We start from the raw sequence: 14,548 nt of genomic DNA, 5'->3' as shown, positions 1-14,548 counted from the left end.
GGAGGGGCCGGCGGGCTCCGGCCTTCTGATCGGGGCGCAGTCTGCCGTTGCAGGGCGTTGCCGTCTCGTGCTCATTTTGCGGGAGGCCGTTGCCGAAAACGCGCCGCAGGCGACCCTGGGCGCCCCATGCCCCGGGCTTGACCCGGGGCCTCTCGCCGCCTGCCGCGGGCGCAGGTCGGCGGCTCCGCCCGCGCCCGTTCCGTCCGGAGGACCTCATGAAGCACCTGACCACCTTCCGCCTGATCGACGAGGTCGCGCGGCTCGGCTCGATCCGGCGCGCGGCGGAGGCGATGGCGATCACCGCCTCGGCCGTGCAGCGCCGGCTGATCGCCTTCGAGGAGGAGCTGGGCGAGCCGATCTTCGAGCGGCTCCCCCACGGCGTGCGGCTGAACGCGGCCGGGGAGCTCGCCATCCACCACGTGCGCCAGCAGCTCGCCGAGACCGACCGGCTGCGCTCGCGGCTGGCGGACCTGACGGGGGTGCGGCGGGGGCATGTCTCGGTCGCCTGCTCCCAGGCGCTGACGCCCTATTTCCTGCCCGAAGAGATCGGGCGCTACTCGGCGCTCTATCCCGCGGTGAGATTCGAGGTGATGGTGCAGGAGCATGGCGCGGCCTCGGGCGCGCTGGAGGCGTACCTGGTGGACCTCGCGCTGGTCTTCGACGCCGCCGGCCCGCCGCCGTTCGAGATCCTGATCGCCGTGCCCCAGCCGATCCGGGCGATGATGGCCGCCGACCACCCGCTGGCCGGGCGCGGCGAGCTTCGCCTGCGCGAGTGCCTGGAATACCCGCTGGCGCTCCCCACCCGCGCCTTCGGCGGGCGGATGCTGATCGAGCGCTCGCTGGCCGCGCGGGGCTTCTCGGCGACGCCGGAGCTGGAGAGCAACAGTTTCGAGTATCTCAAGGCCCACGTCGCCCGCAGCCGAACCATCGCCTTCCAGATCGACGTGGGCGCGCCGCGCGCCGGCGCCGGCGAGGGCGTGACCAGCGTCCCCGTCGCGGCGCGCGACGTGCACGCGGGCTCGCTCTACTTCGGCCAGCTCAAGGGCCGCACCCTGTCGGTCGCCGCCGCCCGCTTCGCCGACCAGGTGACGCGTCGGCTGGAGGAGCGGTTCGGGATGGGGTGAGCCGACCTCAGGCGCCCCACGACGTCGCGCGCCTCAGGCCGGATATGCCTCGGCGCGCCTCAGGCGCGACGCCTTTGCGCGCCTCAGGCGCGACGCCTCGGCGCGCCTCAGGCGCGACGGCTCAGCGCCGTCAGCGCCCCGGCGCCGACCAGGCCGGCGCCGCCGATGCGCGCCATCCAGGCCATCACCCCGGGGCGGGCGACGCGGGCGCGCATCTCGCCGGCGGCGAGGCCCCAGAGCACGGCGTTGACCGCGCCCAGCACGGTGAAGGTCGCGACCAGGATCGCGGCCTGGCGGGCGTAGCCGGCGGCGGGGTCGATGAACTGCGGGGCGAAGGCCACGAAGAACACCAGGCCCTTGGGGTTCAGGAGCGTCACCAGGAAGGCTTGGCGGAACATGCGCGCGCGGGTGGGCGCGCGTCGGGCGAGCGCCCGGCCCGCCTCGGCGCCTCCGGCCCCGCGCCACATCTTCACGCCGAGCCAGACGAGATAGGCCGCGCCGACCCATTTCACCGCCGTGTAGAGCGTGACGGAGGCCGCCAGCACCGCCCCCATTCCCGCCAGCGAGACCGAGGTCGCGATCAGGTCGCCCAGCGCCACGCCCGCCGTCGCCGGAGGGACCGAGCGCCGGCCCTCGCCCAGCGCGAAGCCCACCACCAGCAGCACCGTGGGGCCGGGGATCGCCACCAGCACCGCGCTCGCGGCCGCGAAGGCCAGCCAAACTCCGAGATCCATCGCCCGTTCTCCCGATCCGCCTCGCGGCAGCAAAGACACGCGGCGGCGGGGCGTTCAAGGGCGCAGGCGAGAGGGGCGGACCGGGCCACGGCTCCGGGCCCGCCGCCCGAAGGGGGCGGCGGGCCGGGCCGGGATCAGCCTCCGGCGGCGCGCAGGGCGTCGAGGAGGGCCGCGTTCTCGTAGCCGTCGGGGGTCATGCCCCGGGTGCGCTGGAAGGCGCGGATCGCGTCGCGGGTGTCGGGGCCGATGATGCCGTCGACGCCCTTGGTGTCGAAGCCCATCGCCGTCAGCCGCTCCTGCATCTCGATCTTCTGGCTGCGCGACAGGGGCTTGTCGCCCCGCGGCCAGGGAGCCTGCACACCGGGCTTGCCGGTGATCCGGTCGCCCAGCAGCCCGACGGCCAGCGCGTAGGAGGTCGAGTTGTTGTAGCGCTTGATCACCCTGAAGTTCTTCCAGGTGATGAAGGCGGGGCCCTTCGCGCCCGCCGGCGCCTCGATCACCGCCTCGCCATGGTCGGGAAGCGACCCGCCGCCGTAGGGCGCGACGCCCATCGCGGCCCAGGCCGAGGTCGGGCGGGTCGCGCCGGTCTGCGCGAAGTCGAAGCCCGAGGGCAGGCGCACCTCCATCCCCCAGGGCTGGCCCATGGTCCAGCCGAAGCGGGCGAGGTAGTTGGCGGTCGAGGCCAGCGCGTCCTCGGCGTCCGCCGACCACAGGTCGCGCCGCCCGTCGCCGGCATGGTCGACGGCATAGGCCTCGAAGCTGGTGGGGATGAACTGGGTGTGGCCCATCGCGCCGGCCCAGGAGCCGACCATCCGCTGGGGCGTGATGTCGCCCGCCTGCAGGATGCGCAGCGCGGAGATCAGCTGCTCCTCGGCGAAGTCGCGGCGGCGGCCCTCGTAGGCCAGGGTCGCGAGCGATTCGATCACCGGGATCGAGCCGTAGTTGGCGCCGAAGGCGCTCTCCAGCCCCCAGATCGCCAGGACGTACTGGCGGTCGACGTTGTAGCGCGCCTCGATCCCGTCGAGCATGGCGCGCTTCTCGGCCAGCTTCTCGCGCCCGGTGGCGACGCGGGTGTCGGAGACGGCGCTGTCGAGATATTCCCAGATCGGGCGGGAGAACTCGGGCTGGTAGGCGTCGAGCTCCAGCACCCGGGCGTTGACGCCCACGCCCCGGAAGGCGGCGTCGAAGACGTCCGGGCGGATGCCCTGGGCCAGGGCCTTGCCGCGGAAGCCGCGCTTCCAGCTCTCGAAATCGGCCGGGGTCGGGGCGGGCGTGGGCGCCGCCGCCTGCGCCGAGGGGCGCGAGGGGGGCTGGCTCTCGACGCTCCGCGGCCCTTCGGCCGAGGCGCAGCCGCCCACGGCGGCCGCCAGGATCGCGCCCGTGAGGATTCGCGGGGTTCGGGTTCGGGACATCATGCCTCCGCCTGCCGCGCGGGCGTCCCTTCGTCGTGAGGGGCGTCGCCGCGCATCTGCTCTCGTCCCGCGAACGGTATCTTGAGCCGGGGGCCGAAAAAAGGCGAGGGTGCGCGGGACAAGCGCGACCGCCCAGCGGAATCGGGACGGCGCGCAGCGATTGGAGGAGACGTCCATGAAAGTCAGCGAAGCGGTGGAGCGGCGGATTTCGGCCCGCGCCTTCCTCAAGGACCCGGTCCCGCGCGAGGTGATCGAGCGGGTGCTGACCCGCGCCGCGCGCGCGCCCTCGGGCGGCAATCTCCAGCCCTGGATCATCACGGTGGTGCAGGACGACAAGCTCGACGATCTGCGCGCCCGGGTGGCCGCGAAGATGGAGAGCGAGGGCCCCGACGAGATGGAATACGACGTCTACCCGCCGAACCTGCACGAGCCCTACCGCTCGCGCCGCTTCGGGGTGGGCGAGGCGATGTACAACCTCCTGGGGATCGAGCGGGCGGACAAGGCCGGCCGGCTGGAGTGGTTCGCCAACAACTACCGCTTCTTCGGGGCGCCGGCGGCGCTGTTCGTGCACGTCGACCGCAAGATGGGCGCGCCGCAGTGGTCGGACCTGGGCATGTACCTGCAGACCGCGATGCTGCTCTTCCAGGAGGAGGGCTACGACACCTGCGCGCAGGAGGCCTGGGGGCGGTTCTACACGCTGATCGACAGGTTCGTGGACGCGGATCCGCAGACGATGCTGTTCTGCGGCCTGTCGATCGGCAAGATCGACCAGGCGCATCCGGTGAACCGGCTCCGCGCGGATCGCGCGCCCACCGATGAGTGGCTGCGCTTCCTGTAAGGCGACGCCGGCCGGGGGCGGGGCGACGACGCCTCGCCCCCGGCCGCTCTCGCGGCGCCCGGCTCGCGCCCGAGCGCCGCGCGGCGCCGACGCGGGCGCCGAACCCGCCCCCCGAGCCCGCGCGCGGGCCGGCGGCGGGCGAAACGCCGTCCCAAGGCCCGCCTGCAGGGACCGCCCTGCCCCCCGCCGCAGGAGACGGCGCCCGGAGGCGCCGCGCCCGCCGCCGCGCCGCGGGCCGGACGTGCCCGCAGGCGGGACGCCCGACGCGGCGCCTGCGCCCTCAGCCGGCCGGGCTGCCTGCGACGTCGAGAAGCGCGGCGGCGACGCGGTCGGCGTCCCCGATCCGCATGCCGGCCACGTTCACCCGGCCGCCGGCCACGGCGTAGACGCCGTGCACCTCGCGCAGGCGATCCACCTGGGCGCGGTCGAGGCCCAGCAGGGAGAAGATCCCCCGCTGCTCGGCGATGAAGCCCCAGCCCTGGCCGCCGGGACGGGCGGCGAGCGCCTCGGCCAGCGCCCGGCGGTTGGCGTTGATGCGCTCGCGCATCGCGGTCAGCTCGGCCCGCCAGTCGGCGGCGAGGTCCGCGTCCTCCAGCACCGCGCGCACCAGGGCGCCGCCGTGGTCGGGGGGCATCGAGTAGACCATGCGGGTGACCGCCTCGAGCCCGTCCTGCGCCGCCTGCCGGCGCGAGGGCTCGGCGGTGTGGGCGTAGACCGCGCCCGCCCGCTCCCGGTAGAGGCCGAAGTTCTTCGAGCAGGACGCGGCCATCAGCGCCTCGGGGACCCGTCCGATCACGGTGCGCATTCCGGCGCAGTCCCGCTCCCAGTCGTCGCCGAAGCCGGCGTAGGCCATGTCGAAGACCGGCAGCCAGCCGCGGCGCGCGGCGATGGCGCCTATCTCGGCCCACTGCTCGGGCGTCGGGTCGACGCCGGTTGGGTTGTGGCAGCAGGCGTGCAGCAGGACCGCGTCGCCCGGCCCCAGTTTCTCCAGCGCCTCGGCGGCGGCGGCGAAGTCCAGCGCCCGGCCGGCGCGGTCGAGCCAGGGGTAGTCGCCCAGGGCCAGCCCCGCGCCCCGGAACAGGTTGGGGTGGTTGGGCCAGGTGGGCGTGGGCAGCCACACCCGCGTCGCCGGCGCCGCGCGCCGGATGAAGGCCGCGAGGATGTAGAGCGCGCCGGAGCCGCCGGCCGCCTGCACCATGGCGCTTTCGGACGCCAGGGGCCGGCCCAGCAGCTCCTCGCCCAGCAGGCGGCAGAACTTGAGGTCGCCGGGAAGACCGACGTAGGTCTTGGTGGTCTGGGCGGCGACCAGGCGTTCTTCGGCGGCCTGCACCGCGCGGAAGATCGGGGTGGCGCCGGTCTCGTCGCGGTAGACGCCGACGCCGAGGTCGATCTTGTCGGTCCTGGGGTCCTCGCGGAACCGGGCCATCAGGGCCAGGATGGCGTCGGGCTCGGCCTTGGGAAGGGTCTCGAACATCGCTTTCAGTCCAGCCGCCGGAAGCCGGTGGGGGGGCCCGCGTCGCCCGCCCCGATCCGGGAGACGGCCTGGGCGAGCGGCTCCACCGCGCAGGCCATGTGATGGGCGTTGGCATGCAGAAGCGTCTCGGAGTCAAGCATGATCCCGACGTGGCCCTTCCAGAACACGAGATCCCCGCGCATCAGGGTCTGGGGCGCGACGGGCTGGCCCAGCGCCGCCTGCATGTCGGAATCCCGCGGGCAGTCGAACCCCGCCGCCCAGCGCGCCGCCTGCACCAGCCCCGAGCAGTCGATGCCCGCCGCCGTGCCCCCGCCCCACAGGTAGGGCGTGCCCGTGAAGGACTCGGCCGCCGCGACCCAGTCGGCCTGGGCGGCGTCGACCGCGCAGACATGCACGGCGGGCACGCAGCCCTCGGCGCAGACCAGGAACTCGCCCTCGATCCGGCCGCGCAGGCGGGCGTTCATCGACAGCGTGGCGCGCGGAACCGTCTTGATGTCCGGCGCGGGGTAGAGGGTCGAGCGCACCGCGCGGACCCGGTGGGTGGGCGCGGGGCCGGCGGGCGCCAGCGCCCCGGCCGCCACGTAGCCCACGTAGCCGTCGCGCGCAGCCTGCCCCCAGGCGAGCCCGTCGGCGGTCTCGTAGACGTCGAAACCCGCGCCCATCAGCAGCTCGGAGGCGTAGCCCTTCGCGCCGGGGCGCGAGAACAGCGGGGTGGAGGCGGCCGCGACCTGCATCGGCGTGGGGGCGGCGAAACGCTCGGCCTCGACGCGGCCGCGCAGGGCCTCGGCGGCGAGGTCGGGGCGGGCGGGGGTCAGCCGGGGATCGTAGGCGGCCATGGCGTCTCTCGCATCCGGCCGGGCGGGAGGCCCGGCGATCCTGGGGGAGCCGCCCCGCGCGGGAGGGCGAGGCGGCGGCGCCTGCCCGGGCGGCCGGGCGGGGGCGCCGGGTTCGGCGCGCCCCGCCGGCGGCCCGGGATCAGGCCTTGTGGCGGTCGCTCAGCACGGCGAAGGCGGCGCGGGCCCCCATCGCCTCGCCGCCCTTGGGGCGGCCGGGCCTGGTGCTCTGGGTCCAGCCGTAGATGTCGAAATGGGCGAAGGCGCGGGCGTTCTCGACGAAGCGGCGCAGGAACAGGGCCGCGGTGATCGCGCCCGCCATGCCGCCGGAGGGGGCGTTGTCGAGGTCGGCGATGCCCGGCTCGATCTTCTCCTCGTAGCCGGGCCAGAAGGGCATCCGCCACAGCGGGTCGCGCACCCGGTGGGAGGCGTCGGTCAGCTCCATCGCCAGGATCTGGTCGTCGGTGAAGAAGGGCGGAAGCTCGGGGCCCAGCGCCACCCGCGCGGCGCCGGTGAGGGTGGCCCAGCAGAGCAGCACGTCGGGGGACTCCTCATCCGCCAGCGCCAGGGCGTCGGCCAGCACCAGGCGCCCTTCGGCGTCGGTGTTGTTGATCTCGACCGTCAGGCCCTTGCGCGAGGTCAGGATGTCGCCCGGCCGGAACGAGGCCGACGAGACCGCGTTCTCGGCCGAGGCGACCAGCACCCGCAGCCGCACCGGCAGCCCCTGGGCCATCACCATCCGGGCGAGGCCCAGCACGTTGGCCGCACCCCCCATGTCCTTCTTCATCAGCCCCATCGAGGCGCCGGGCTTGAGGTTCAGACCGCCTGTGTCGAAGGCGATGCCCTTGCCCACTAGCGTCACCTTCGGCGCGTCCGGATCGCCCCAGGTCAGGTCGATCACCCTGGGCTCGCGGCCGGGGGCGGCGGCGCGGCCGACGGCGTGGACCAGCGGGAAGTTCGCCTCCAGCAGGGCGTCGCCGACGATGGAGGAGACCTCGGCCCCCTGCTCGGCCGCCAGCGCCCGGGCGGCGGCCTCGATCTCGGCGGGGCCCATGTCGTTGGCGGGCGTGTCGATCAGCCAGCGGGTCAGGGCGACGCCGTCGGCGATGCGGTGCAGGCGCTCGGCGTCCAGCGTCTCGGGGACGGCGAGGCGGACGTCCTTCGCCTCGGCCCCCTTGCGGTAGCGGTCGAAGCGGGTGCGCGACAGCAGCCAGCCCAGGGCGGCCTCGGCCTGGTGCTCCTCGGGGGCCTCCAGCCGCCAGGTTCCCTCGGGCAGCTCGGCGGCGGCGCGGCCGAGGTCGAAGCGCGAGCGGGCGCGCGCGGCGGCGTCGCCATGGCCGAACAGCGCCAGCCCCGGCGCGCCGCCGGGCCCCGGGACCAGGCACAGCTGGCCCAGACGCGCGCGGAAGCCCGTGGCCTCGACCCAGGCGCGCTGGGCGGGATCGAGCGCGCCCAGCGCCCGATCCAGCCCGTCGGCGGCGACCAGGCGCAGGGGGCGGGCGTCGGAGGCCTCGCCGACGACGAGGCGGTCGGCGCGCGGAAGGGGGGCGGGGTCGGTCATGAGGTTCCTCTCGTTCGGCCGCCGCAGCCTAGCGGGCCGGCGGGCGGGCGCAAGGCGCCGGGCGCGGAAGCCCTGCCGCGGGCGCGCCTTGCGCCTCCCCCGCGGCGGCGCGACGGGTGGCGAATCGGGCGCCGCCGCCCCATGTTTCCTCCAATCGCGAAGGAGATCGCCATGCAGACCCGCAGCCCGTTTTTCGACGACCTCAGCCGCCTGATGACCTCGGCCGCCGGCGTGGCCCAGGGCGCGCGCACCGAAGCCGAGACCGCCTTCCGCGGCTTCGTCGAGCGCTGGATGGCCGAGAACAACTTCGTCACCCGCGAGGAGTTCGAGGCGGTGCGCGAGATGGCCGTGAGGGCGCGCGAGGAGAACGAGGCGTTGCAGGCCCGTCTCGACGCGCTGGAGTGCAAGACCGACGAGGCCTGAGGCCCCCGGTCCCCGCCGTCCCGCCCGACGTCAGAACGCGTAGCCGAACAGGGCGCAGTCCCCGGCGTAGAGCTCGCCCACCAGCTCCCGCCCGCGCCGGTCGTAGGCCTCGGCGTAGGGCGGGTGCTCGGAGGGCCGGATCTTGGACAGGGGCTGGGGGGGCAGGTCGAACCGCTCCCTCACCGTCGCCATGTCGTCGTGCAGGGTCTCGTAGCGGCCGACGAAGTCCATCGCGTTGGGCGTGACGCCCGGCACGCCGACCCACCAGGCCAACGGGCGGAAGTGCTTCCAGCGCAGGACCCGGCGGCGATAGCGCGCATCCTCCATGCGGCGCAGGAACGCCTCGAAGGTCGGGACGTCGGCCAGCCAGGCCTCGGCGAAGGCGTCGTCGCCCGCCGTCGTGCCCCGGCGCTGACGGAGGTAGGAATAGGCCGACAGGAACCGGTCCCATGGGTTGCGCACGAAGCAGAACTTGAAGGCGGCGCGGGTGGTCTCCGGCTCGTAGGCCCAGCAGTCGGCGATGCGGATGTGGCCGTACATCGGACGGCCGTAGAGCTCGGTCTTGACCGAGGAGCCGGCCGACTTGGGGATGTGGATGAAGATCGAGCCGCTGTCGCGGAAGGCGGCGGGGATCGGGCTGCCCCTGGGATCCACCGCCCGCACCACGGCGCCGCGCACCGCGGGCGGCGCGAGATCCTGCACCGCCTTGCGCGCGACGCTTCGCGCGCGCCGGACATTGGCGCTCAGGTTCATCGACCACCCCCCCTGTCGTTGCCTTGAGGAACCCCTTCCATTCATCGAATAGCATGCAATCGGCGGAGTCATCCAGCTCTCTCGCCGGTGGATCGCGGCGCGGCGAAGCGGCGCCACGGCCCCGGGCGCGCGCCGCGTTGACCGGCGGGGCGCGGCGGTCTAGACCCCGCTCTGGCGGCCCCGTGGCTCAACTGGATAGAGCAGCCCCCTCCTAAGGGGCAGGTTACAGGTTCGAATCCTGTCGGGGTCACCACCTCTCCAACATCGCGAGACCGGCCTGATCCGGCCGCCCAACCACTCCCGGCTTGGCGCAGCCTGCGCGCCGGCGGTGAGGCGGGGCCGGCGGCCCCGGGTCGAGCTCGGGGCTCGCGTCGCGCGGCGAGGGCGAGGGGGACCCGGCGGAAACGCGAACGCCCGCCGCCCCGGGGGGGACGACGGGCGCCGTGCATTCGGCTGGGGCGGGGCCGCTCAGGCGGCGCCGAGCGCCTTCGCCACGTCGTCGGCGGCGGCCCTGGCGATGCCGACCATCTCCTCGGCCTCGGCCGGCGTCAGGCAGAGCGGCGGGGCCATGCCGAGGATGTCGCCCTGGGGCATGGCCCGCGCGATCAGGCCGCGCTCGAGCGCCGCGGCGGCGACGCGGGCGCCGACCTTCTCGGAGGCGTCGAAGAAGGTGCGGGTCCCGGGGTCCTTCACGAACTCCACGGCGGCCATCAGGCCCTCGCCGCGGACCTCGCCCACGATCGGGTGGCCGTCGAAGGCCTCGTGCAGGAGCCTCTGGAAGACGGCGCCGGTGTCGCGGGCGTTCTCCACGATCTTCAGCTCGTCGATCAGCTTCAGGTTCGCCACCCCCGCCGCGGCGCACAGCGGGTGGGCCGAGTAGGTCCAGCCGTGCCCCAGCGGGCCCATGTCGTCGGTTCCCTTGGCCACCATCTCGAACAGCCGCTGCGACAGGATCGAGCCCGACAGCGGCGCGTAGGCCGAGGTCAGCCCCTTGGCGATGGTGATCAGGTCCGGCTTCATCCCGTAGTGGTCCGAGCCGAACATCGAGCCCAGGCGCCCGAAGCCGGTGACCACCTCGTCGGCGATCAGCAGCACGTCGTGCTCGGCCAGCACCGCCTGGATCTTCTCCCAGTAGCCGGCGGGCGGGGGCACGATGCCGCCCGTGCCCAGGATCGGCTCGCCGATGAAGGCGGCGACGGTGTCGGCGCCCTCGGCGCGGATCAGGGCGTCGAGCTTCTCGGCGCAATACGTCGAGAACGCCTCCTCCGACATCGCCGGGTCGGGGCGGCGGTAAAAGTAGGGCGCCTCGGTGTGCAGGATCGGGTTCAGGGGCAGGTCGAAGGCATTGTGGAACAGCTCGAGCCCCGTCAACGAGCCGGTCATCAGCCCCGAGCCGTGATAGCCCCGCCAGCGCGAGATGATCTTCTTCTTCGCCGGCCGCCCGGTCGCGTTCATCGCATACCAGATCAGCTTGACGTTGGTCTCGTTCGCATCCGAGCCGGAGAGGCCGAAGTAGACCTTGGACATGTGGTCCGGCGCGCGGTCCAGCACCATGTGCGCCAGCTCGATGGCGGCCTCCGAGCCGTGGCCGGCATAGGCGTGGTAGTAGGCGAGCTTGCGGGCCTGCTCGGCGATGGCCTCGGCGATCTCGGGGCGCCCGTAGCCGACGTTGACGCAGTAGAGGCCGGCGAAGCCGTCGAGGCTCTCGCGCCCGTCGCGGTCGCGGATGCGCACGCCCTGCCCGCCCTCGATGATCCGGGCGGGGGTCTCGCCGCGGGCGTGGGCGCCGGCGGCGGTGGAGGGGTGCAGGAAGCTCTCTCGGTCCCACTGCGAAAGCAGGTCGTTGGTCAGCATGGCGGTCTCCTGCGCGAAGGGGGGGGTCGGCGCGGAGTCCTACGGGGGATGACGCGGCGTTCCAACCCCCCGGGCCCCGGGGGGCCGGCCGCTCAGCCCAGCGGCGCCTGGCGGGCGGACTTGGAGGCGCGCCGCTCGATCCCCAGCCGCCGCTCGCGCCAGATGATCAGGATGCCCGAGAGGGTGACCAGCGCCGCGCCGCCCAGCACCACCAGCGCCGGCGCCTCGCCGAAGACGAACCAGCCGATGGCGACCGCGAGGATCATCGAGACGTATTCGAAGGGCGCGATCACCGCCGCCTCGGCATAGCGGTAGGAGGAGGTGAGCAGGATCTGCCCCACGCCCCCCGCCGTGCCCGCGGTCAGCAGCAGCAGCCACTGGGTCGCGTCGGGCGTCTGCCAGAAGAACGGCAGGGCGAGGCCGGTCATCACCGTGCAGGCGGCGGTGAACCAGAACACGATGGCCGCCGTGGTCTCGGTCTTCGACAGGCCCCGCACGAAGGTCTGCGCGAGGCCCATCAGCACCGCCGCGACCAGCGCGATCGTCGCGCCGACGGCGGGCGAGCCCCAGCCGACGTCCTCGTCCCCCGGCTCGACGCCCGTGGCGGTCAGGCCGCCCGAGTCGTCCCCCAGCAGGCGCGGGGCCATCACCAGCAGCACGCCCATGAAACCCAGCGCCACGGCGGCGAGACGGTAGAGGCGCACGCGTTCGCCCAGGAACATCGCCGCGAAGACGGTGATGAACAGGGGGGCGGCGTAGGTGATCGCCACCACCTCGGTCAGCGGCAGCATGGTGAGCGCGAGGAACATGCAGCTCATCGCCGCCGCGCCGGCGAGCGAGCGCCAGACGTGCCCCATCGGGTTGGGCGTGCGCAGCCCGCCCGGCAGGTCGCGGCGCAGCGCCAGCCAGATCACGATGGGCGGCAGCGCGAAGAAGGAGCGGAAGAACAGCACCTCGATGGTCGGGATCGAGCCGTCCAGCGCCTTGACCGAGGAGGTCAGCCCCATCAGCACCGCCACCGAGATCACCTTCAGCAGGATCCCGGTGAACGGATTGGGCGTCTCGGCGGGGCCGGAAGCGGGGCCGGGGGCGGCCCGGGGAGAAGGCGGGGGCGAAGCGGGCGCGGTCATCGCCTTTCCCTACGCGCCCCCCGCCGCGGCCGCCAGTGCGCGCGGCGGCGCAGCGCGGCCTGCTCTTGGGCCCGGAGGCGCCCTGCGGGCGGGCGCGGCCCGGCGGCGAGCTGCCTGCCGGACGCCCGCGCCCTCGTCCCGATCCCCGGCCCCGGCCCCGGCCCCGGAACGGCGCGCAAACGCTTCCGGCCGACCTCCCCGCCCCTCGATGCGCGCGCCGCCGCAGTCCCGCTCCTGCTCCGGGCGGCTCAGCCGCCCGGCGCCGGTCGACCCCCGCAGACCGCGGCCCGTCGCCGGTCCGATCCGACCGCTGCGAACGCGGCCTCGGCCCGCCGATGCCGGACGTCTCCCGTCCACGAAGCCCACGCGCCCCCCCTTGGCGCCCTTCGCCCCGGCCTGCCGGAGCCCCCCCCGCGCGCGCCCCCGTGCGCGCCCTCCCAAATCCTTCCCTCACGCCAGCCCCGGGCCGAGGGCGCGACGACCGCCCCGTTCGGGAGCGCCTGTTCTCCGGAGCCGTCCATCGCTGATGCCGATCAGAGCTGCGCGGGGCGCCGGGTCAAGGATCGCGCAGCGACCGCCGAAGGCGGCTGGTCCTTGACCCGGCGCCCCGCGCGGCTCAGGCATCTTCTGCGATGGACGGATCCGGAGGACGGGCGCGGGGCATGTTCTCTGGTGGGTTCCGGAGCGTCCGGCGCCGCTGCCCGGCGGACGCGCGCCCGCCCTCCCGGGCGCCCGCCGAAGCGAGCCCCGGGCCCCTCGGCCCGCCGGCCCGTCCCTGCCGCGCGGCGGTCGACGCCCCCGCCGGGCGCCCCGGTCGACCGCGCCGCGCGGCGCGCCCTCGCAGCCCGCGCCCGGTCGCGCGCGGCGCCCGCGCGCCGCTCGCCCCCCTTCCGCCGGGCCGCCGCGTCGGCTACACGGGCGCCCGACACGTCCAGCCGGGAGCCTGCCCCATGCCCTTCAACAGCTTCGGCCGCCTGTTCCGCTTCACCACCTGGGGCGAAAGCCACGGGCCGGCGCTGGGCTGCGTGGTGGACGGCGTGCCGCCGGGCGCGCCGGTGAGCGAGGCGGACCTGCAGGTCTGGCTCGACCGTCGCAAGCCCGGGCAGAGCCGCTTCACCACCCAGCGGCGCGAGGCGGACGAGGTGCGCATCCTCTCGGGCGTCTTCGAGGGCGTGACCACCGGCACCCCGGTCAGCCTGATGATCGAGAACACCGACCAGCGCTCGAAGGACTATTCCGAGATCGCGAAGACCTTCCGCCCCGGGCACGCGGACCTGGCCTACTGGCGCAAGTACGGGGTGCGGGACTATCGCGGCGGCGGACGCTCCTCGGCCCGCGAGACGGCGGCGCGGGTCGCGGCGGGGGGGATCGCGCGCGCCGTGCTGGCGCAGATGCTGCCGCAGCTGACCATCCGCGCGGCGCTGGTGCGCATCGGCAAGATCGCCGTCGACCGCGCCCGCTGGGACTGGGACGAGTGCGCGCGCAACCCGTTCTGGTCGCCCGACGCGCAGGCGGCGGGCGAGTGGAGCGAGTATCTCGACGGGTTGCGCAAGTCCGGCAACTCGGTCGGCGCGGTGATCGAGGTCGTGGCCTCCGGCGTGCCCGAGGGGCTGGGGGCGCCGGTCTACGCCAAGCTCGACCAGGACCTCGCCTCGGCGATGATGTCGATCAACGCGGTCAAGGGCGTGGAGATCGGCGCCGGCATGGCCGCGGCGGAGCTGACCGGGGTCGAGAACGCCGACGAGATCTTCATGGGCAACGACGGCCGGCCGACCTTCGCCTCGAACCATGCGGGCGGGGTGCTGGGCGGGATCTCCTCGGGCCAGGACGTGGTGGTGCGCTTCGCGGTGAAGCCCACCTCCTCGATCCTGTCGCCGCGCGCCTCCATCGACCTCGCGGGCCAGCCGGCCGAGGTCGTCACCAAGGGCCGCCACGACCCCTGCGTGGGCATCCGCGCGGCGCCGGTGGGCGAGGCGATGATGGCCTGCGTGCTGCTCGACCACATCCTGCTGAACCGCGGCCAGACGGGCGCGCAGCCCGGCGAAAGTCTCGGGCCGCTGGGCTGACCCGCGCGACGACCGTCCGGACACGGCGACGGTCGCGACGCAGCCGGGGCCGCCCGCAGCCGGGCTGCGGGCGAAGCGGGCCGCAGGCGCCCTGCGGGCGGGCTTGGCGGGGCTGCGCCCCGGCGCGGCGTTGCGAGGGACTGGCGAGGGAGGGAGCCTCCGGCGGGCTCCTGACTCACCCAAGAACAAGCCCGCGCCTGTTCTCCGGATCCGTCTCTCGCTTGCGATGCCTGAGCGACTCGCCCGAAGGGGTCAAGGACAAGCCCCGCTTCGCGGGGTCGCTGCGCGATCCTTGACCCCTTCGGGCGAGTCGCTCTTTTCGGCATCCGCGAGAGACGGCTCCGGA

12 protein-coding genes and 1 tRNA gene are annotated in these 14,548 nt (G+C 74.6%); 5 read left to right on the top strand and 8 right to left on the bottom strand.

The window, feature by feature from the left end; genetic code table 11:
• Window positions 1–215 precede the first annotated feature (215 nt).
• Window positions 216–1,124: a LysR family transcriptional regulator gene (locus tag BM064_RS01765; protein ID WP_092857206.1), complete on the top strand. Its 909-nt coding sequence runs from the start codon at window positions 216–218 to the stop codon at window positions 1,122–1,124.
• Between the two features lie 107 nt (window positions 1,125–1,231).
• Here BM064_RS01765 and BM064_RS01760 read toward each other — a convergent pair whose 3' ends face one another.
• Both BM064_RS01760 and BM064_RS01755 read right to left on the bottom strand, forming a co-directional pair.
• Window positions 1,232–1,858, bottom strand: coding sequence for a LysE family translocator (locus BM064_RS01760; protein ID WP_092857204.1), 627 nt, complete (start codon window positions 1,856–1,858; stop codon window positions 1,232–1,234).
• A gap of 134 nt (window positions 1,859–1,992) precedes the next feature.
• Complete coding sequence (locus tag BM064_RS01755) at window positions 1,993–3,270, bottom strand: lytic murein transglycosylase (RefSeq protein WP_218160918.1); 1,278 nt, start codon at window positions 3,268–3,270, stop codon at window positions 1,993–1,995.
• A gap of 175 nt (window positions 3,271–3,445) precedes the next feature.
• On the opposite strand from BM064_RS01755, the gene BM064_RS01750 reads away from it, so the two are divergent.
• Window positions 3,446–4,108, top strand: a complete 663-nt coding sequence (locus BM064_RS01750; protein ID WP_092857200.1) for a nitroreductase — start codon at window positions 3,446–3,448, stop codon at window positions 4,106–4,108.
• Window positions 4,109–4,388: 280 nt separating this feature from the next.
• Here the strand turns inward: BM064_RS01750 and BM064_RS01745 are convergent, their stop codons facing one another.
• The 3 genes from BM064_RS01745 to BM064_RS01735 form a co-directional block, all read right to left on the bottom strand.
• Window positions 4,389–5,582 (bottom strand): aromatic amino acid transaminase, encoded by a 1,194-nt coding sequence (locus tag BM064_RS01745; protein WP_092857198.1) that lies wholly within the window; start codon window positions 5,580–5,582, stop codon window positions 4,389–4,391.
• 5 nt (window positions 5,583–5,587) lie between these two features.
• Window positions 5,588–6,418, bottom strand: a complete 831-nt coding sequence (locus tag BM064_RS01740) for a C40 family peptidase (RefSeq protein ID WP_092857196.1) — start codon at window positions 6,416–6,418, stop codon at window positions 5,588–5,590.
• 139 nt (window positions 6,419–6,557) lie between these two features.
• Window positions 6,558–7,976, bottom strand: coding sequence for a leucyl aminopeptidase family protein (locus BM064_RS01735; RefSeq protein WP_092857194.1), 1,419 nt, complete (start codon window positions 7,974–7,976; stop codon window positions 6,558–6,560).
• A 171-nt stretch (window positions 7,977–8,147) separates the two neighbouring features.
• Between BM064_RS01735 and BM064_RS01730 the strand changes: the two genes are divergently transcribed.
• Window positions 8,148–8,399: an accessory factor UbiK family protein gene (locus BM064_RS01730; protein ID WP_092857192.1), complete on the top strand. Its 252-nt coding sequence runs from the start codon at window positions 8,148–8,150 to the stop codon at window positions 8,397–8,399.
• Between the two features lie 30 nt (window positions 8,400–8,429).
• On the opposite strand, the gene BM064_RS01725 is transcribed toward BM064_RS01730, so the two are convergent.
• The gene (locus tag BM064_RS01725; protein ID WP_177236111.1) at window positions 8,430–9,152 is read right to left on the bottom strand and encodes a sulfotransferase family 2 domain-containing protein; all 723 of its coding nucleotides are present in this window, start codon (window positions 9,150–9,152) and stop codon (window positions 8,430–8,432) included.
• A 176-nt stretch (window positions 9,153–9,328) separates the two neighbouring features.
• Between BM064_RS01725 and BM064_RS01720 the strand changes: the two genes are divergently transcribed.
• Window positions 9,329–9,405 (top strand) — tRNA-Arg (locus tag BM064_RS01720).
• A gap of 215 nt (window positions 9,406–9,620) precedes the next feature.
• On the opposite strand, the gene BM064_RS01715 is transcribed toward BM064_RS01720, so the two are convergent.
• Complete coding sequence (locus BM064_RS01715) at window positions 9,621–11,006, bottom strand: aspartate aminotransferase family protein (RefSeq protein WP_092857188.1); 1,386 nt, start codon at window positions 11,004–11,006, stop codon at window positions 9,621–9,623.
• 92 nt (window positions 11,007–11,098) lie between these two features.
• Window positions 11,099–12,136: a DMT family transporter gene (locus BM064_RS01710; protein ID WP_092857186.1), complete on the bottom strand. Its 1,038-nt coding sequence runs from the start codon at window positions 12,134–12,136 to the stop codon at window positions 11,099–11,101.
• Between the two features lie 950 nt (window positions 12,137–13,086).
• Here BM064_RS01710 and aroC point away from each other — a divergent pair.
• Entirely contained in the window at window positions 13,087–14,202 is a 1,116-nt protein-coding gene (aroC, locus tag BM064_RS01705; RefSeq protein WP_092857184.1) for a chorismate synthase, read from the top strand.
• Window positions 14,203–14,548 lie beyond the last annotated feature (346 nt).

This window comes from Albimonas pacifica (assembly GCF_900113695.1).
Classification (GTDB): domain Bacteria; phylum Pseudomonadota; class Alphaproteobacteria; order Rhodobacterales; family Rhodobacteraceae; genus Albimonas; species Albimonas pacifica.
The sequence above is the reverse complement of the archived record's forward strand: the minus strand, read 5'-3'. Positions and strand labels throughout refer to the sequence as shown.